General features: G+C 69.4%; 16 protein-coding genes. 10 read left to right on the top strand and 6 right to left on the bottom strand.

Going from position 1 to position 17246, the window contains the following annotated elements; all coding sequences use genetic code 11:
- Positions 1-164 precede the first annotated feature (164 nt).
- The 6 genes from ACOACQ_RS02035 (at position 165) to ACOACQ_RS02010 (ending at position 5967) form a co-directional block, all read left to right on the top strand.
- The gene (locus ACOACQ_RS02035; RefSeq protein ID WP_378600611.1) at positions 165-971 is read left to right on the top strand and encodes a F0F1 ATP synthase subunit delta; all 807 of its coding nucleotides are present in this window, start codon (positions 165-167) and stop codon (positions 969-971) included.
- Between the two features lie 81 nt (positions 972-1052).
- Positions 1053-2690, top strand: a complete 1638-nt coding sequence (gene atpA, locus ACOACQ_RS02030; protein ID WP_056706242.1) for a F0F1 ATP synthase subunit alpha — start codon at positions 1053-1055, stop codon at positions 2688-2690.
- Between the two features lie 3 nt (positions 2691-2693).
- Positions 2694-3608, top strand: a complete 915-nt coding sequence (locus ACOACQ_RS02025; RefSeq protein WP_378600613.1) for a F0F1 ATP synthase subunit gamma — start codon at positions 2694-2696, stop codon at positions 3606-3608.
- A 43-nt stretch (positions 3609-3651) separates the two neighbouring features.
- The gene (gene atpD / locus ACOACQ_RS02020) at positions 3652-5106 is read left to right on the top strand and encodes a F0F1 ATP synthase subunit beta (RefSeq protein WP_420287490.1); all 1455 of its coding nucleotides are present in this window, start codon (positions 3652-3654) and stop codon (positions 5104-5106) included.
- 2 nt (positions 5107-5108) lie between these two features.
- On the top strand, positions 5109-5516 hold the full coding sequence (locus tag ACOACQ_RS02015; protein WP_378600617.1) for a F0F1 ATP synthase subunit epsilon: 408 nt from the start codon (positions 5109-5111) through the stop codon (positions 5514-5516).
- Positions 5517-5523: 7 nt separating this feature from the next.
- On the top strand, positions 5524-5967 hold the full coding sequence (locus ACOACQ_RS02010; protein WP_182380300.1) for a DUF2550 domain-containing protein: 444 nt from the start codon (positions 5524-5526) through the stop codon (positions 5965-5967).
- Between the two features lie 2 nt (positions 5968-5969).
- Here the strand turns inward: ACOACQ_RS02010 and ACOACQ_RS02005 are convergent, their stop codons facing one another.
- Positions 5970-9140 carry an SNF2-related protein gene (locus tag ACOACQ_RS02005; RefSeq protein ID WP_420287489.1) on the bottom strand — a complete coding sequence of 1057 codons (3171 nt, stop codon included), beginning with the start codon at positions 9138-9140 and terminating at the stop codon, positions 5970-5972.
- A gap of 54 nt (positions 9141-9194) precedes the next feature.
- The gene (locus ACOACQ_RS02000) at positions 9195-9773 is read right to left on the bottom strand and encodes a cob(I)yrinic acid a,c-diamide adenosyltransferase (protein WP_420287488.1); all 579 of its coding nucleotides are present in this window, start codon (positions 9771-9773) and stop codon (positions 9195-9197) included.
- Positions 9774-9911: 138 nt separating this feature from the next.
- On the opposite strand from ACOACQ_RS02000, the gene ACOACQ_RS01995 reads away from it, so the two are divergent.
- Together ACOACQ_RS01995 and ACOACQ_RS01990 are read left to right on the top strand one after the other, a co-directional pair.
- Entirely contained in the window at positions 9912-10256 is a 345-nt protein-coding gene (locus ACOACQ_RS01995; protein WP_378600627.1) for an STAS domain-containing protein, read from the top strand.
- A gap of 116 nt (positions 10257-10372) precedes the next feature.
- Positions 10373-12400, top strand: a complete 2028-nt coding sequence (locus ACOACQ_RS01990) for a protein meaA (protein WP_378600685.1) — start codon at positions 10373-10375, stop codon at positions 12398-12400.
- 75 nt (positions 12401-12475) lie between these two features.
- Here the strand turns inward: ACOACQ_RS01990 and ACOACQ_RS01985 are convergent, their stop codons facing one another.
- Together ACOACQ_RS01985 and ACOACQ_RS01980 are read right to left on the bottom strand one after the other, a co-directional pair.
- Positions 12476-14419: a hypothetical protein gene (locus ACOACQ_RS01985; RefSeq protein ID WP_420287487.1), complete on the bottom strand. Its 1944-nt coding sequence runs from the start codon at positions 14417-14419 to the stop codon at positions 12476-12478.
- 135 nt (positions 14420-14554) lie between these two features.
- Positions 14555-14914: an ArsC/Spx/MgsR family protein gene (locus tag ACOACQ_RS01980; RefSeq protein WP_420287486.1), complete on the bottom strand. Its 360-nt coding sequence runs from the start codon at positions 14912-14914 to the stop codon at positions 14555-14557.
- A gap of 83 nt (positions 14915-14997) precedes the next feature.
- Between ACOACQ_RS01980 and ACOACQ_RS01975 the strand changes: the two genes are divergently transcribed.
- Positions 14998-15201, top strand: a complete 204-nt coding sequence (locus tag ACOACQ_RS01975) for a hypothetical protein (RefSeq protein WP_378600633.1) — start codon at positions 14998-15000, stop codon at positions 15199-15201.
- A gap of 21 nt (positions 15202-15222) precedes the next feature.
- Positions 15223-15756: a ferritin gene (locus tag ACOACQ_RS01970; protein WP_378600635.1), complete on the top strand. Its 534-nt coding sequence runs from the start codon at positions 15223-15225 to the stop codon at positions 15754-15756.
- A gap of 9 nt (positions 15757-15765) precedes the next feature.
- Here ACOACQ_RS01970 and ACOACQ_RS01965 read toward each other — a convergent pair whose 3' ends face one another.
- Together ACOACQ_RS01965 and nucS are read right to left on the bottom strand one after the other, a co-directional pair.
- On the bottom strand, positions 15766-16356 hold the full coding sequence (locus ACOACQ_RS01965; RefSeq protein ID WP_420287485.1) for a DUF952 domain-containing protein: 591 nt from the start codon (positions 16354-16356) through the stop codon (positions 15766-15768).
- 156 nt (positions 16357-16512) lie between these two features.
- Positions 16513-17211: an endonuclease NucS gene (nucS, locus tag ACOACQ_RS01960; RefSeq protein ID WP_378600640.1), complete on the bottom strand. Its 699-nt coding sequence runs from the start codon at positions 17209-17211 to the stop codon at positions 16513-16515.
- Between the last annotated feature and the right edge of the window lie 35 nt (positions 17212-17246).

Below are 17246 nucleotides of genomic sequence, written 5' to 3'. Positions count from 1 at the left end.
CCCGAGGGCTACGTCGTCAAGGGCAACGCCGGCTCGATGCTGTACCACCTCCCCGGTGGCCGCTGGTACGACGGTACCGACGCGGAGTACTGGTTCCGCACGGAGGAAGAGGCGATCGCTGCCGGCTTCACCAAGGCGGGGACCCGGAAGAAGGACGACAACTGATGGTGTCCTTCCGTGGAGCGTCCGCAGAGGCGATGGCCGCCGTCACCGACCAGCTCGGTGCGGTGTCCGAGGCGTCGGCCGCGCAGGTGGCCGGCGACCTGTTCGCTGCGGCCACGGCGTTCCGCACCGAGGGCTCGCTTCGCCGGTTCGCCACCGACCAGTCGGTCGAACCCGCGGCCCGTGTCGGTCTGGTCGACAGCCTGTTCTCCGGCAAGGTCGACGCAGCAGCGCTCGGCCTGGTCGTGACGGCCGTGGGCCGTCGCTGGACCAAGGCGCGTGACCTGGCCGATGCCCTCGAGCAGGTCGGCGTCATCGCGTCGGTCCGCTCGACCGGTGCCCAGGGCGCGAAGCTCGTCGACGAGCTGTTCGCCGTGCGGCAGCTGGTCAACGGCAACCCCGCCCTGCGCGACGCGCTGTCGGACCGGGTCCGGTCCGTCGCGGACCGTGCCGGCCTCGTCGAGTCGCTGATCGGCGGCAAGACGCTCCCCGCGACGGTGCAGCTGGTCCGCCAGGCGCTGTCGGGCTCGTACCGCAACGTGGGCCTGGCTCTCGAGGACTACGAGAAGACCGCGGCCGACGTCCATGGCCAGGGTGTGGCGACCGTTCGTGTTGCGCGTGCCCTGTCCGCCCAGGACGAGGCCCGCCTCGCCACCGCACTGTCGCGCCAGTACGGCCGCACCGTGCACCTCAACATCGTGGTCGACCCCGAGGTCGTCGGCGGTGTCCGGGTCGAGATCGGCGACGACGTGATCGACGGGACGGTTTCCTCCCGCCTCGATGACGCCCGCCGCAAGATCGCCGGCTGAACCACCGCTCCACCACGGCAACACGCAGACCACACATCACCACCAGACTTCACAGCAGCCAGAAGAGAGAAGGCACCTGAGATGACGGAACTCTCCATCCGTCCGGACGAGATCCGCGACGCCCTCGCGAAGTACGTCGCGGACTACAAGCCCGCGGCCGCCAGCAAGGAAGAGGTCGGCACCGTCGCCTCCGCCGGTGACGGCATCGCACGCGTGGCCGGGCTTCCCTCGGCCATGGCCAACGAGCTCCTGGAGTTCGCGGACGGCACCCTCGGCCTCGCCCTGAACCTCGAAGAGCGCGAGATCGGTGTCGTCATCCTCGGTGACTTCGACAAGATCGAAGAGGGCCAGCCGGTCCGTCGTACGGGCGAGGTCCTCTCGGTCCCCGTCGGCGACAACTACCTCGGCCGCGTCGTCGACCCGCTCGGCACCCCGATCGACGGCCTCGGCGAGATCGCGACCACCAAGCGTCGTGCCCTCGAGCTCCAGGCCCCCGGCGTCATGGCCCGCAAGTCGGTCCACGAGCCGCTCGCCACCGGCATCAAGGCGATCGACTCGATGACCCCGATCGGCCGTGGCCAGCGCCAGCTGATCATCGGTGACCGCGCGACCGGCAAGACCACGATCGCGATCGACACGATCATCAACCAGAAGCAGAACTGGGAGACCGGCGACCCGTCGAAGCAGGTTCGCTGCATCTACGTCGCCATCGGCCAGAAGGGCTCGACCATCGCCGCCGTGCGTGGCGCCCTCGAAGAGGCCGGCGCGCTGGAGTACACCACGATCGTGGCGTCCCCGGCCTCCGACAGCGCGGGCTTCAAGTACCTCGCCCCGTACACCGGCTCGGCCATCGGCCAGGAGTGGATGTACGACGGCAAGCACGTCCTCATCGTGTTCGATGACCTCACCAAGCAGGCCGAGGCCTACCGCGCCGTGTCGCTGCTGCTGCGCCGCCCGCCGGGCCGCGAGGCGTACCCGGGTGACGTCTTCTACCTGCACTCCCGCCTGCTCGAGCGTTGCGCGAAGCTGTCCGACGAGCTCGGCGCGGGCTCGATGACCGGCCTGCCGATCATCGAGACCAAGGCCAACGACGTCTCGGCGTTCATCCCGACCAACGTCATCTCGATCACCGACGGCCAGATCTTCTTGCAGTCGGACCTGTTCGCGGCCAACCAGCGCCCGGCCATCGACGTCGGTATCTCCGTCTCCCGAGTGGGTGGCGCGGCGATGACCAAGGCGATGAAGGCCGTCACCGGTTCGCTCAAGGTCGACCTGGCGCAGTTCCGCGCCATGGAGGCGTTCGCGATGTTCGCCTCGGACCTCGACGCGGCCTCGAAGCAGCAGCTGGCCCGTGGCCAGCGCCTGATGGCGCTCCTCAAGCAGCCGGCGTACTCGCCGTACCCGCTCGAGGAGATGACCGTCTCGCTGTGGCTCGGCACCTCGGGTCGCCTGGACAAGGTCCCCACCGGTGACGTCCTCCGCTTCGAGCGCGAGTTCATCGACTACCTGCGTCGTTCGCACGAGGGCCTGCTCTCGGCGATCCGCGAGTCGCAGAAGTTCGAGGACGAGGGCGGCGTCGTTGCGGCGTACGACTCCTTCCTCGACCAGTTCGAGACCTCTGACGGTGGCTCCATCAAGGTCGGGCACGAGCCCGAGGCTGGCGCCCTGGCCGACGACGAGCTCGAGCAGGAAAAGATCGTCAAGCAGAAGCGGGGCTGACACATGGCCGTATCGCTGCGTGAGTACCGCGCGCGGATCAAGTCGACCGAGTCGATGAAGAAGATCACGCGCGCCATGGAGCTCATTGCTGCGTCCCGGATCATCAAGGCGCAGCAGAAGGCCGCGGCGGCAGCGCCGTACGCCCGTGAGCTGACCCGCGCCGTGTCGGCGGTGGCGACGTTCTCGAACGTCGACCACCCGCTGACGCGCGAGCAGGAGAACCCCAAGCGGGCTGCGGTGCTCATCATCACGAGCGACCGCGGACTGGCCGGTGCCTACTCCTCGAGCGTGCTCAAGGAGTCGGAGCGGCTCAGCGAGCGGCTCCGTGCCGAGGGCAAGGAGATCGACTACTTCCTTGCCGGTCGCAAGGCGGAGGCGTACTTCAAGTTCCGCAGCCGCGCGTTCGTGGAGTCCTGGACCGGTTTCTCCGACCAGCCCACCTACGACAAGGCCGCCGAGATCGGCAGTGCGCTGATCACGGCGTTCCTCAAGGAGCAGGGCGAGGACGGTGACGTGGACGAGGTCCACGTCGTCTACACCCGGTTCCGCTCGATGCTCACCCAGGAGCCGACGGCCGTACGGCTGCTGCCCCTGGAGGTCATCGAAGGCACGGACGCTCCGGAAGCCGACGAACTGCTCCCGCTCTACGAGTTCGAGCCGTCCGCTGCGCAGGTCCTGGACGGGCTGCTTCCGCAGTACGTCCAGAGCCGGATCTTCTACAGCCTGCTCCAGTCCGCGGCCTCCGAGCTCGCTGCCCGTCAGAAGGCAATGAAGTCGGCGACGGACAATGCCGAAGAGCTCATCAAGAAGTTCACCCGGATCGCCAACCAGGCGCGCCAGGCCGGCATCACCCAGGAGATCAGCGAGATCGTTGGTGGCGTGAACGCGCTCGCCGACGCTCAGGCTGCCAACGACTGACCCCACCAGACCAAAACATCTTTTCGGATCAACGGAGTAAGACATGACTGCAACGGTTGAAGAGACCACCGCCAGCGGTGCGGCCTCGGTGGGTCGGATCGCACGGGTCATCGGCCCGGTTGTCGACATCGAGTTCCCCGTCGACAACATGCCCGAGATCTACAACAAGCTCGAGGTGTCCGTCACGCTCGACGGCGCCACCTCGGTGCTGCCCCTCGAGGTGTCCATGCACATCGGCGACGGCATGGTCCGCGCCGTCTCGCTCAAGCCGACCGACGGCCTGGTCCGCGGCCAGAGCGTGACCGACACCGGTGGCCCGATCACCGTCCCCGTCGGCGACGTGACCCTGGGTCGCGTGTTCAACACGACCGGCGACATCCTCAACCTCGAAGAGGGCGAGACGGTCGAGGTCGGCGAGCGCTGGGGCATCCACCGCAAGGCTCCGGCCTTCGACCAGCTCGAGTCGAAGACGCAGATGTTCGAGACCGGCATCAAGGTCATCGACCTGCTCGCCCCGTACGTCACCGGCGGCAAGATCGGCCTGTTCGGTGGTGCCGGTGTCGGCAAGACCGTTCTGATCCAGGAAATGATCGCACGTGTGGCCAAGAACCACGCTGGTGTGTCGGTGTTCGCCGGTGTCGGTGAGCGCACCCGTGAGGGCAACGACCTCATCGTCGAGATGCAGGAAGCCGGCGTCTTCGACAAGGTCGCCCTGGTCTTCGGCCAGATGGACGAGCCGCCGGGCACGCGTCTTCGCGTCGCGCTGTCGGCCCTGACGATGGCGGAGTACTTCCGCGACGTGCAGAAGCAGGACGTGCTGCTCTTCATCGACAACATCTTCCGGTTCACGCAGGCCGGTTCCGAGGTCTCCACGCTGCTCGGCCGGATGCCGTCCGCGGTGGGTTACCAGCCGAACCTCGCCGACGAGATGGGCACGCTCCAGGAGCGGATCACCTCGACGCGTGGTCACTCGATCACCTCGATGCAGGCGATCTACGTCCCCGCGGACGACTACACCGACCCCGCGCCGGCCGCGACGTTCGCGCACCTCGACGCGACGACCGAGCTGTCCCGTGACATCGCGTCGCAGGGCATCTACCCGGCCGTCGACCCGCTGACCTCGACCTCGCGGATCCTCGACCCGCAGTACATCGGTCAGGCGCACTACGACTGCGCGATCCGCATCAAGCAGATCCTGCAGCGCAACAAGGAGCTCCAGGACATCATCGCCATCCTCGGTGTCGACGAGCTGTCCGAGGAGGACCGGGTCATCGTGTCCCGCGCCCGTCGTATCCAGCGCTTCCTGTCGCAGAACACCTACGTTGCCAAGCAGTTCACCGGCATCGAGGGTTCGACCGTGACGATCGGCGACACCATCGACGCGTTCAACAAGATCGCTGACGGCGACTACGACCACGTTGCCGAGCAGGCCTTCTTCATGTGCGGCGGTCTGGACGACGTCGAGCGCAACTGGGCCGAGATCCAGAAGAGCCTCTGATCATGGCGGAGTCCACAGTCGAGCACCTGCACGTCGAGCTCGTCGCCGCTGACCGGACCGTGTGGTCCGGCGAGGCGTCGATGATCATCGCGCGCACGCTCGAGGGTGACATCGGTGTGCTGCGTGGCCACGCGCCCACGCTGTCGCTGTTGTCGGCTTCGGTGGTCGAGATCCAGATCGCCAACAGCGACGACCTGCTGGTCGTTGCTGTTGACGGCGGGTTCCTCTCGGTCGCCAACGACCGCGTCTCGATCCTCGCCGAGCGGGTCGAGCGGGCCGAGGAGATCCACCTGGACCAGGCCCGGATCGAGCTCGAGGAGGCCCAGCGCCTGCTCAACTCGAACAATGAGGCCGAGCAGCGGGTGCGCCACGCCGAGGCGCGTATTCGCGCTGCAGAGAAGGTTTCGTAGTACGCAGATGGCTTGGTGGGAGCTGCTCCTCGACATCTCGGGTGGTCTGCTGCTCCTGTGCGTGCTGTACGGCGCCGGACTCATCGTCCGGCGCCGTCTTCTTTCCCGTCACGGCGGCACCTTCGAGCTGAGCCACCGGTACCGCACCGATGTCCCCGAGCGGGGCTGGGTGCTGGGCCTGGGCCGCTATTCCGGCGAGACCCTCGAGTGGTTCCGTGTCTTCACGCTCTCCCCGCGCCCGAAGCGGTCCTGGAACCGTGACGACCTGTCGTACGACGGCCAGCGCACGCCGCTCGGCGCCGAGCAGGCCTCGCTGTACCCCGATCACCTCGTGATCGGCTGTCAGTCCTCCGACGGCCTGGTCGAGCTGGCGATGAGCATCTCGTCGCTCACCGGCTTCCAGGCGTGGCTCGAGGCGATGCCGCCCGGGACCGACTGGAACCGGCGGTAGGACTACTCGAAGAGTCCCCGGATGTCGTCGGCCCCGATCGAGGTGCTCATCGCGCCGTCGCCGTCGATGACCTGGGCGAAGAGCTCGGCCTTGCGGGCCTTCAGCTCCATCACCTTCTCCTCGATGGTGTCGTTGGCGACCAGCCGGTAGACGTGGACGTGGCGGGTCTGCCCGATCCTGTGTGCGCGGTCGACGGCCTGGGCCTCGGCGGCGGGGTTCCACCACGGGTCGAGCACGAACACGTAGTCGGCCTCGGTGAGGGTGAGGCCGACGCCGCCGGCCTTGAGGGAGATCAGGAAGACGGGTGCTGCGCCCGAGCGGAAGTCCTCGATGACGGCGCCGCGGTCGCGGGTCCGGCCGTCGAGGTAGGTCGCGGCGATCCCGGCGTCGTCGAGTCGTGACCGCACCCGGGTGAGGAACGACGTGAACTGGCTGAAGACCAGCGCCCGGTGGCCTTCGGCGGTGAGCTCGAGCAGGTGGTCCACGAGGACGTCGAGCTTCGCGGAGCCGACCTTCTCGTGCTCGACGTCGACCAGGGCCGGGTCGAGCGCCAGCTGGCGCAGGGTGGTCAGCGCGCTGAAGATCGCCACCCGGTTCCGGTCGAAGTCGTCGACGAGGCCGAGGATGCGCTGCCGCTCGCGGGCCAGGTGCGTGTCGTAGATCTTGCGGTGCTTCGCCTCGAGGTCGACGGCGAGGACCTGCTCCTGCTTCGGCGGCAGGTCGGCCGCCACCAGCTCCTTGGTCCGCCGCAGCAGGAAGGGCTTGATCCGCGCGCGGAACCGGTCGAGGACGGCCTTGTCACCGTTCTTCTCGACCGGCCGGGCGACGCGGTCGGCGAACTGGCGCGGCCACGGGTAGAGCCCGGGCACGGTGATCGACAGCAACGACCACAGCTCCATCAGGCGGTTCTCGAACGGTGTGCCTGTCACGGCCAGCTTGAAGGGCGCGTCGATCGTGCGCACCGCGGAGTAGGTCTTGCTCTGGTGGTTCTTCACCTGCTGCGCCTCGTCGAGGACCAGGCCGGACCAGGCCACGTCGCTGTAGTGGGTGTGCCCCAGGCGCAGCAGCGTGTACGTCGTCACCACGATGTCGTTGTCGCGGGCGATCGCCGCGATGTCATCGGTACGACGACCGACCACGCCGACGCGCAGGCCGGGCGCGTGCCGGGCGACCTCGCTGGCCCACGCCGTGACGACGCTGGTCGGAGCGACGACGAGGAAGGGTCCCTCCTCGGGCCGCTCGGCGCGGGCGTGGGTGATCAGGGCCAGGACCTGGAGCGTCTTCCCGAGGCCCATGTCGTCGGCGAGGATGCCGCCGAGGCCGTGCTGCCACAGGAACGCCAGCCACCAGAAGCCCTCGCGCTGGTAGCTGCGGAGGTCGGTGACCAGGCCGCGTGGTTCGGGCTGGGGGATGTCGGTCAGGTCGCGGAGCGCCTGGGCCCGCTCCACCCACGCCGCGACCTGGCTGTCGACGATCCCGGCCTCCGCGAGCTGGGCCCAGAGGCCGAGGTCGTGGTGGCCGATGCCGATGTGGTTGCCGTCGCGCTCGCGGAGCTCGGCCGCCGCCTCGACGACCTCGCGCAGCCGGTCGAACTCCGGCCGGTCCGCGGTGACGTAGAGCCCGCTGGGCAGGACCAGGAACTCCTGCCCGAGGGTGAGGGCGGCCAGCACGTCGGGCAGCGGGATCGGCTCGCCGTCGACGCTGACCGTGACGGCGAGGTCGAACCAGTCGGTCACCGCGGCGTCCGGCTCGGGCTCGGCGAGCGTGAACTGGATGTCCGGGGCGATGTCGGCCTCGCGGAAGTCGGGTCGCTCCTCCTCGACCACCTCGACGCCGTCGATCGTGCGGAGGTGGGGGAGCTCATGGATGGCCAGCGCCAGCGCCTCGCCGTCGGTGGCCGAGGTCCGCGCCAGCAGGTCCCGGGGAACGGTGTCGAGCAGCGCGCGCTCGGCGGCACGGTCCCGCACCCCGCCGAGGGGGTCGCTGCTGGTGACCGGGCAGGCCCGGTCGGCGCCGTACTGCCACGTCCAGGCCAGGCCGGCCTTGGTCGCCGTGTGCCAGGTGACGGTCAGGACCAGGACGGGCCGCAGCGGCTCGGGCAGGTCGACCGAGGCCGCTTCCGCGCGGACCGGCAGGTGCCGCATCAGCCCGGGCAGGGAGTCGCGGAAGTCCGCCAGGTCGGACGGCGGTACGACGATCGGCGGACCGTCGAGCAGGTGGCGCAGCGCCGCAGGCACGGGCGAGGTCGTCGCCGCGATGACCAGGGTCCCGGCGTCGTTCAGACCCACCACGGAAGCCGGATTGCCGATCGCGATGACGGACTCGCCGCGCCAGGTCTGCTCGCCCAGGGTGACCGCGGCCCGCAGTGAGGTCCCGCCCTGCACGTCGGTCAGCTCCGCGACCACCTCCGCTGGCTCGTCGGCGATCACGACGTCGCGCAACGGGTGGGCGGCGATCAGGGTGACACCGGCGTCGCGGGCGTTGCGCAGCGCCCGGACGACGTTCTCGCCGAACTCGTCGAGCGAGGGGGCGACGCCGGCGTAGTAGTAGGCCCGGTGGCCGGCCCAGAGTGCGTGCAGCGCGGAGATGGCGTCGGCCTGTTCCTTCGGGAAGCCCTGCGCGACCCCGCCGAGACCGACGTCGCTCCAGTCGGCGCCGGTCTTGATCCACGGCTTGTTCTTGCCCTGCCGCATCGGCCGCACCCGCAGGGTCGGTCCCACCGAGCGGTAGTGGCTGCGGGGCTCCTCGAGGCTGATCTCCAGGGCGAGGGGCACCTCGTCGACCGGACGCGGCTGCTGGCGGTCGAGCTCGGACACCAGCCGCTCCAGCGAGCGGCGCCACGCGGCCTCGCCGGCCGGCTGGGTGAAGGTCTGGCGCAGGGTCAGCGCGAGGGCCGCGCCGTGCTTGCAGGGTGCCTGGACCGGGCAGGTGCACACCGTGAAGAGCCACCCGGCGTAGGTGTCCGAGGGCGCCTCGGCGTGCAGCTGGACCTGGTAGGGGACCACCCGCGAGCCCTGGACCTCGGCGGTCGCGGTGACCGATCCTGCCGACAACAGCCCGATCTCCGGGCGGCGTACGAATCCGGCGGCGACGACCTCCCGGGCGCGCTGCAGCGTCCCGGCATCGAAGTGACGAGCCAGGAAGGCGTCGGAGAGCTGCGCGAGGACGTTCACGGCCCTCCATCGTTCCACGCGTCAGGGACAGGCGCGGATTCCCTGCACAGGCGGCTACTCGCCGCGCTCGCCCCCGGGCACCCACAACACGTCGCCGTCGGCGCGGTTCGCGTAGCGGGCGAGGATGAACACGAGGTCGGACAGGCGGTTGAGGTAGGTGATCGCCAGCTTGTTCATCACCTCGCCGTGGACCTCGTACGCCGCCCAGGCGCCCCGCTCGGCCCGCCGGATGACCGTGCGGGCGACGTGCAGGTGAGCCGCGCCCGGCGTACCGCCGTTGAGGATGAAGGACCGCAGGTTGGGCAGCTGGTCGTTGTAGTGGTCGCACCAGCCCTCGAGGCGGTCGACGTACTCCTGCTCGATCCGCAGGGGCGGGTACTCCGGGTCAGCGACCACGGGTGTGCACAGGTCTGCGCCGACGTCGAAGAGGTCGTTCTGGACGCGGGTGAGCAGGGTGACGACGTCGTCCTCGAGCCCGCCGGTCGCGATCGCGACGCCGATCTGGGCGTTCGCCTCGTCGACGTCGGCGTACGCGGTGAGCCGCAGATCGGTCTTCGTGGTCACGCTCATGTCCCCGAGACGGGTCTCCCCGGCGTCGCCGGTACGGGTGTAGATGCGCGTGAGATTGACCATGGTCGACAAGCCTAGTCCCGACACGCACCGAAACTTTCGGGGACTCAGTGCAACCGAATCGGGTACTGGAGCGTCAAGGTAGGTGACAGGGAAGCGCAGGCGACCCGATCTCGGGAGGGCAACATGGCGGAGAACCAGATGGCAACGAGTGTCGACATCCGCGTCGACCACGGCGTGGACGGTCCCGTCCTCGTCCTGGCCGGCGACCTCGACGTGCGCAGCACCGAAGTCGTGCGCGCAGCCGTCTACGACCACCTCCAGTCCGTGGACGTCAGCGTCGGGAGCCGGGTGTACCTCGACATCAGCCAGGTCCGGTCCGTGGACGCGACGGCCCTGAGGATGCTCGCCGTCGCCAGCCGCTGGTCCCATCGGTACGGCGCCCGCGTGGTGCTGCGCGGAGCCGGTCCCGCCGTACGCCGGATGATGCACCTGACCCACCTGATCCGGGTCATCGAGCTCGAACGAGAGCCGATTCCCGCCTGATCCGGCCGGTTCTCGCGGCGCGGGCACGGCGCTCCGATGTGGCGTTGTGCACAACCCCACACTGGTCAGGCGTTACCTAGCGGTAGCAATCGCCTTACGCTTCGCTCATGAGCTCCATGCCTGACGCTGCTGCCACGCCCGAGAAGGCCTCGCACGCCAAGGATCGCCCGTGGGTGATGCGGACCTACGCCGGCCACTCGACGGCGGAGGCGTCGAACGCGCTGTACCGCGGCAACCTGGCCAAGGGCCAGACCGGCCTGTCGGTCGCGTTCGACCTCCCGACCCAGACCGGGTACGACCCCGACTCGATCATGTCGCGCGGCGAGGTCGGCAAGGTCGGCGTACCCGTCCCGCACCTCGGCGAGATGCGCAAGCTCTTCAAGGACATCCCGCTCACGGGGATGAACACGTCGATGACGATCAACGCGGTCGCGATGTGGATGCTCGCGATGTACCAGGTGGCCGCCGAGGAGCAGAACCCCGGCGTGGACCCCGCCGAGGTGGCCAAGCAGCTCGCGGGCACGACCCAGAACGACATCATCAAGGAGTACCTCTCGCGCGGGACCTACGTGTTCCCGCCCGAGCACTCCCTGCGGTTGATCGCCGACATGATCGCCTACACGGTGCACCAGATCCCGAACTGGAACCCGATCAACGTCTGCAGCTACCACCTCCAGGAAGCGGGCGCCACGCCCGTGCAGGAGATCGCCTACGCCATGTGTACGGCGATCGCCGTGCTCGACCAGGTGAAGTCCTCCGGCCAGGTGTCCGACGAGGACTTCGAGAAGGTCGTCGGCCGGATCTCCTTCTTCGTCAACGCCGGGGTCCGCTTCATCGAGGAGACGTGCAAGATGCGCGCCTTCAACGAGCTGTGGGACGAGATCACCCGTGAGCGGTACGGCGTCCAGGACCCGAAGATGCGCCGGTTCCGCTACGGGGTGCAGGTCAACAGCCTCGGCCTGACCGAGGCACAGCCCGAGAACAATGTCCAGCGGATCGTGCTGGAGATGCTCGGCGTCACGCTGAGCAAGAACGCCCGTGCCCGTGCACTCCAGCTGCCGGCCTGGAACGAGGCCCTCGGCCTGCCGCGCCCGTGGGACCAGCAGTGGTCCCTGCGCTTGCAGCAGGTGCTGGCCTTCGAGTCCGACCTGCTGGAGTACGAGGACATCTTCGACGGCAGCCACGTCATCGAGGCCAAGGTCGCCGAGCTGGTGGCCGGCGCCAAGGCCGAGATGGACCGGGTCCAGGCGATGGGCGGTGCGATCGCTGCCGTCGAGTCCGGCTACATGAAGTCCGAGCTCGTGTCCGCGCACGCCGCACGGCGTGGCCGGATCGAGGCCGGCGACGAGATCATCGTCGGCGTCAACCGGTACGAGACCACGGAGGCGTCGCCGCTGACCGCCAACCTGGACGACGCGATCATGGCCGCGGACCCCCAGGCCGAGGCATCGGCCCTCGCGTCGATGAAGGCGTGGAAGGAACAGCGCGACGAGGCGGAGGTCAGCGCTGCCCTGCAGGCCCTGGCCGAGGCCGCCAAGACCGACGAGAACCTGATGGCAGTGACGCTGCGCGCAGTCCGCGCCGGTGCGACCACGGGGGAGTGGGCCGGCACCCTGCGCGAGGTGTTCGGTGAGTTCCGTGCGCCGACCGGTGTTGCCGGAGCCGTGGGCGTTGCCGAGGCCGGTGCCGAGCTGACCACCGTCCGCGAGGCAGTCAAGGCGACCGGCGACGAGCTCGGCGGCCGCCTGCGCCTGCTGGTCGGCAAGCCCGGTCTCGACGGGCACTCGAACGGTGCCGAGCAGGTCGCCGTCCGGGCCCGCGACGCCGGCTTCGAGGTGATCTACCAGGGCATCCGCCTGACGCCCGAGCAGATCGTGGCAGCCGCCGTCTCCGAGGACGTCCACTGCGTCGGCCTGTCGATCCTGTCCGGCTCGCACATGGAGCTGGTGCCCGCCGTGCTCGACGGCCTCAAGGCCGCGGGCATGGGCGACGTACCGGTGATCGTCGGCGGCATCATCCCCGAGTCCGACGGCAAGCGCCTCGAGGAGCTCGGCGTCGCGGCGGTCTACACCCCCAAGGACTTCGGCCTGACCGAGATCATGGGCGGCATCGTCGACGTGATCCGGAAGGCCAACGGCCTGTAACGGAGGTCGAGGAGGTTGCTCTGCAACCGTCTCGACGTTGGTCGAGGAGGTTGCTCTGCAACCGTCTCGAGACCGTCAGCGGCGCAGCATGACGCCGCCGGCGAAGGCGACCACGGACCCGGCGACCACGAACGGCAGGCCGATCGGGACGCTGCTGGCGACCAGTACGCCGACGCCGCAGACCGCTGCCACGATGGCGGCGGCGCGGACCAGGCGTCCGCCTCCGGTCAGGCCGAGGAGCATCAGGCCGGTGCAGAGGACGAGCAGGCACAGCAGGCCGCCTGCGGCGGTGGTCTTCACGGCGTCGGAACCGGGCATCTGGCCGGCGTTTGCTTCGTCGGCGACCTGACGCACCGCGGACTCGATCGTGGCACTGTCGAGCTCGGGCGCCACCGCCCACAGGATGATTCCGGGCAGGAGCAGGCAGACGCCGAGGAGCACGGTGAGGACCGCCCAGAGGCGCCGGTTGTTCTCCGAGTGCTGGGTGAAGGTGGCCTCTGCCTCGATGCTTCCGGTGACCGACGTCGCCCGGACCTGCAGTCGGCGCGACGCGGTGGCGCCGCCGGCGGGACGGGCGTGCTCGATCACGAGACCTGCACGGGCCGTCTGGCCGGGCGGGACGAGCAGGACGTCGGGCTGGAAGGCCAGCCGGGCCGTGCCGTACTCGTCGGCGGCGCTCAGCCGGACGTGAAGGGGCTCGGCACCGCGCCGGTTGTCCACGTCGACCGCGTAGCTGCCCTTGCGCCCCTTCGTGGCGAGGTGCTCGGGATGGATGTGGAGCGCTGCCGACGTGATGGGGTCGGGGCGCGAGGACAGCTCGAGCGTTCCGGTGGCCTCGGCCTCGTGGCCGTCGTCGGTGACAGCAGTCACCGAGAACGGCCGGGACTCCGTGGCCCCTCGCGGTGGCAGCGACGTCTCGAGCACGACCCGGACGTAGCCCATCGTCCCGCCCTGCACGGCCACCCGGGTGTGGTCGAACTGGAACCGGACCTTGCCGCCGGGATCCCGCCCGCTGAGGTTGAACTTGACCAGTGCATGGCCGCCGCGGTTGTCCAGGACGACGTTGACCGCAGTCGTCCCCGTGTCGACGAGCGCGGGTGCGGCCGGTTCGAGCCGGACCCGGACCGGGAGGCTGTCCGGTGGGGCCGCGGTGCTCTGGGCGATGGTGACGGCGACCGAGACCGCGCCCTCGGGGTCGGTGGCGGTGACGGTCAGTTGCCGGGAGAGCTCCTTGCCTGGTGCCGGCGCGGGAGCCGTGAACCGCACGGTCGCCTCGGCGCTCCCGCCTGCCGGGACGTCGACGGCCGGCGGGACGAACCCGACACGGACGACGTCCTCCGGGTCGCTGGCGCTCAGGTGGTAGCGACGGGCGAAGTTGGCCGCCCGGTTGTCGAGGTGCAGGGTGAACGTTCCCTCGGCGACGTCGGCCAGGCGGACCACCTGGGGGTGGGCGCTGGCCAGGGCCTGCGGCCCCGCCCGCGGTACGACGACCTCGATCTCGAGCGGCGCTGCCTGGGCCGGTTCGACCGAGGACCGGATCACGATCGGCACCTTCACCCGCTGCGCGATCGCCGTGGCTCCCGGTCGGACGGCCAGCGTGACCAGCACCGTGCGCACGGTGGCCGGAAGCAGGTTGCTCTCGCTGTGGACCAGGGTGAGCCAGCTCGGCGGATCGGCCAGGTGGATCTCGTAGGAGTCGACGATCGTCGAATCGTTCTTGATCGACACCTCGAACGTCGCCGGGGCCTCCGGCGACACGACCACTTCGGTCTGCGTCAGCGACGCCGCCGGGGGCAGGACCCGATCGCGACGCGGCGCATCGACGGGCGGCCGCACCGGTGTGTCCGGTCGGATGCCCGGCGGGGGAGGCGGCGGGGGAGGCGGGGCGCCGGCGCCACCACCCGTCGACGGCACGGACGTGCTGGTGACGCTCCAGCCCAGATACGTGTCGCAGACGTGGCAGAACGCGGCCTCGCCGTTCTCCGGCGTGCCACATGTCCGGCAAACCCGTTCGGCCACCACGTCATCCTGTCGTCAGGCCTCTTGTCCTGCAGATCTGTCCTACAGATCCTTCCCGCATCGTCCCACTCGCGGAACGGACCATGGGGCAGAACTGGCCGCCCGACCGGGCACGCCCTCCGGCGTCGGTGGGCCTCAGCCCACGTCGATCACCCTCGCGACGGACGCGGGGTCGCGGCCCACGACCGTCGTACCGTCGGTTGCGGTGATGATCGGACGTTGCAGCAACCTCGGTTCGGCGCTCATCAGGTCCAGCCACTCGGTGCGGTGTGCGGCGTCCCGGGCCGGCAGGCTCACCCCGAGCCGGGACGCGTCGGCGGTGCGGGCGATGTCCCAGGGCTCGAGGCCCAGGCGGGCGAGCACGTCCTCGAGCTCGGCGACCGTCGGCGGGTCATCGAGATAGCGGCGCACGACGTACTCCACGCCGGATGACTGCAGCTCGCTCTCGGCGGTGCGGCACTTCGAGCAGGACGGGTTGAGCCAGATCTCGATCACGGCCGCACCCTAGCGACGGGGGCCACATGTGACGCCCGCCACGTTGGTTAGGTCTGCCTAGCCTCATCACTTATTCTCGGATCATGGGCAAGGACAAGAAGTCGAAGGGGAAGCTCCGCAAGCTCCCCAAGACGAAGTGCTGCGTTTCGAAGTCGAAGTGCGGCCGCTGCCCCCTGCGCATGCTCAAGGAAGGCACGCTGCCCTCCGGCTACACCGTCAAGAAGCGCGTCCTGGTCCGCGCGGACGGCAAGAAGGTCACCAAGAAGGGCCTGCAGAAGGCCGCGTGACCCTTCGCTAGGGTTGGGGCCATGGCTGCCCCTCGATTCACCGACCAGCTCAACACGCAGATCGGCAACGAGTTCGCCGCGCACAACCAGTACCTCTCGTGCGCCGTGTACTACGACTCGCTCACGATGCCCCAGCTCGCGGCGTTCTTCTACGCCCAGGCGCTCGAGGAGCGCGAGCACGCGATGATGATGGTGCAGTACCTCCTCGACACCGATGCGGCCGTCGCCATTCCCGGCGTCGAGGCCCCGGTGTCGGAGTTCGCCGACATCACGGCTCCCATCCAGCTCGCCCTCGAGCAGGAGAAGAAGGTGACCGAGCAGATCTACGGCCTGCTCCGGATCGCCCGCGAGGAGAGCGACTACGCGTCCGAGCAGTTCATGCAGTGGTTCATCAAGGAGCAGGTCGAGGAGGTCGCCACCATGAACGACCTGCTCGCCGTCGTGACCCGCAGCAAGGACGACATCAACGCGATCGAGCAGTGGATTGCCCGTGAGCAGGGTGGCGGCGCCACGGACCCGACCGCGCCTCCCGCAGCCGGCGGCCCCGCCGCCTGATCCTGCGGGTCAGGCCGCCGCCGGCCCGGAGTGGCGGCGGCGGTAGAGCAGGACGGCGATGGCGCCGCCCAGGGCCACGCCAACGATCCCGCCGATCCCGTCTGCGACGAGACCGCCGATCGTTCCGAGGACCAGCACGATGCAGAGCAGCGCAATGTTGAAGAACATCTCGCGGAAGTAGACCCGGGAGAAGCTCTCGCCCGGCTGCGCCGGCGTCGGTACGGCGGTCGCTGATGGCGGGGGAACGGGCTCGGCTGCCGCGGCAGGCGGGGCGGCCTCTGTGGTCAGCGGGATCGCCTTGACGACAGCCGCCGCGGGCAGCCGCCCGTAGATGTGCGGGAACGTCTCGGCGCCACCCGGCACGGCCGGTTCCTCGACCACCGGCACGTCGAGCAGGTCGGTGTCGATCTGCAGCAGCACCAGCGGCTCGCTCACGTCGCCGTAGAACCGCTCCCGCACGGCCGTCCACTGATCGGCCCGGCTGGCGTGGATGAAGCCTTCTTCGGCCAGCGTCCGCCCGAGGGTGGAGGTCGTGTACGCGCCTGACGCCTCGGCTGCTGCCCAGTCGGACGCCAGTGCGAGGTGGAAGATCGTGGCCATCGTCGTACTCCCGAGGTCAGTGGTCGGACGGAACGCGGCAGACCGGCAACGCCGGCAACAATCGCGCACATGTGCGGTGGTGGCCCCAGATCCTGCCAGTTCGGCGACCAGGATCGTGCACGGGTGTGATCCTGCGCAGGTCGTGGCCGTGGACACCTAGAACAACCGGTCGGACGGGTCGTCCAGTCCCCGCAGCGCGTCGTAGTCGACGACCGCGCAACTGATGCCGCGGTCCTCGGCGAGCACCCGCGCCTGCGGCTTGATCTCCTGGGCGGCGAAGATGCCGCGGACGGCGCCCTTGCCGGTGAGCAGGGGGTCGCGGTTGAGGAGCTCGAGGTAGCGGGTGAGCTGCTCGACGCCGTCGATGTCGCCGCGGCGCTTGATCTCGACCGCGACGCTCAGGCCGTCGATGTCGCGGCACATCAGGTCGACGGGGCCGATCGCGGTGGGGAACTCGCGCCGCACGAGGGTGAGGCCCTCGTGCAGGGTGCCCGGGTGGTCGGCGAGCATCTCCTGCAGGTGCTTCTCGACGCCGTCCTTCTGCAGGCCGGGGTCGATGCCCAGGTCGTGGGAGGAGTCGTGGAGGAGTTCCTCGATGAGGATCCGGAGCGTGTCCGGCGTCGCGCCCTTGGCGGCCTTCGCGGTCACGGTCCACTCGATCTGGCCGTCGTCGGTCGTGCCCTCGCGGACCGTGCAGGGCGGGGACATCCAGTTCAGCGGCTTGTAGGAGCCGCCGTCGGAGTGCACCAGCACCGAGCCGTCCGACTTGAGCATGAGCACCCGGGTCGCCATCGGCAGGTGTGCGCTCAGACGGCCGGCGTAATCCACCTGGCAGCGTGCCACGACAAGTCTCACGGGCGATGAATCTACAGGTGCCGCGCGGCACCCAT

It is taken from the genome of Nocardioides sp. CPCC 206347, from assembly GCF_048654605.1.
Lineage (GTDB): Bacteria > Actinomycetota > Actinomycetes > Propionibacteriales > Nocardioidaceae > Nocardioides.
This window is presented reverse-complemented; position numbering and strand designations above follow the sequence as displayed.

Coding starts and splice junctions, on each gene's coding strand:
- ACOACQ_RS02015 (WP_378600617.1), top strand. CDS start 5,109: ATGGCGGAGTCCACAGTCGAGCACCTGCACGTCGAGCTCGTCGCCGCT.
- ACOACQ_RS01965 (WP_420287485.1), bottom strand. CDS start 16,356: ATGGCCACGATCTTCCACCTCGCACTGGCGTCCGACTGGGCAGCAGCC.
- ACOACQ_RS02025 (WP_378600613.1), top strand. CDS start 2,694: ATGGCCGTATCGCTGCGTGAGTACCGCGCGCGGATCAAGTCGACCGAG.
- ACOACQ_RS02035 (WP_378600611.1), top strand. CDS start 165: ATGGTGTCCTTCCGTGGAGCGTCCGCAGAGGCGATGGCCGCCGTCACC.
- ACOACQ_RS01995 (WP_378600627.1), top strand. CDS start 9,912: ATGGCAACGAGTGTCGACATCCGCGTCGACCACGGCGTGGACGGTCCC.
- ACOACQ_RS01990 (WP_378600685.1), top strand. CDS start 10,373: ATGCCTGACGCTGCTGCCACGCCCGAGAAGGCCTCGCACGCCAAGGAT.
- atpA (WP_056706242.1), top strand. CDS start 1,053: ATGACGGAACTCTCCATCCGTCCGGACGAGATCCGCGACGCCCTCGCG.
- ACOACQ_RS02010 (WP_182380300.1), top strand. CDS start 5,524: ATGGCTTGGTGGGAGCTGCTCCTCGACATCTCGGGTGGTCTGCTGCTC.
- ACOACQ_RS02000 (WP_420287488.1), bottom strand. CDS start 9,773: ATGGTCAATCTCACGCGCATCTACACCCGTACCGGCGACGCCGGGGAG.
- ACOACQ_RS01975 (WP_378600633.1), top strand. CDS start 14,998: ATGGGCAAGGACAAGAAGTCGAAGGGGAAGCTCCGCAAGCTCCCCAAG.
- ACOACQ_RS01970 (WP_378600635.1), top strand. CDS start 15,223: ATGGCTGCCCCTCGATTCACCGACCAGCTCAACACGCAGATCGGCAAC.
- atpD (WP_420287490.1), top strand. CDS start 3,652: ATGACTGCAACGGTTGAAGAGACCACCGCCAGCGGTGCGGCCTCGGTG.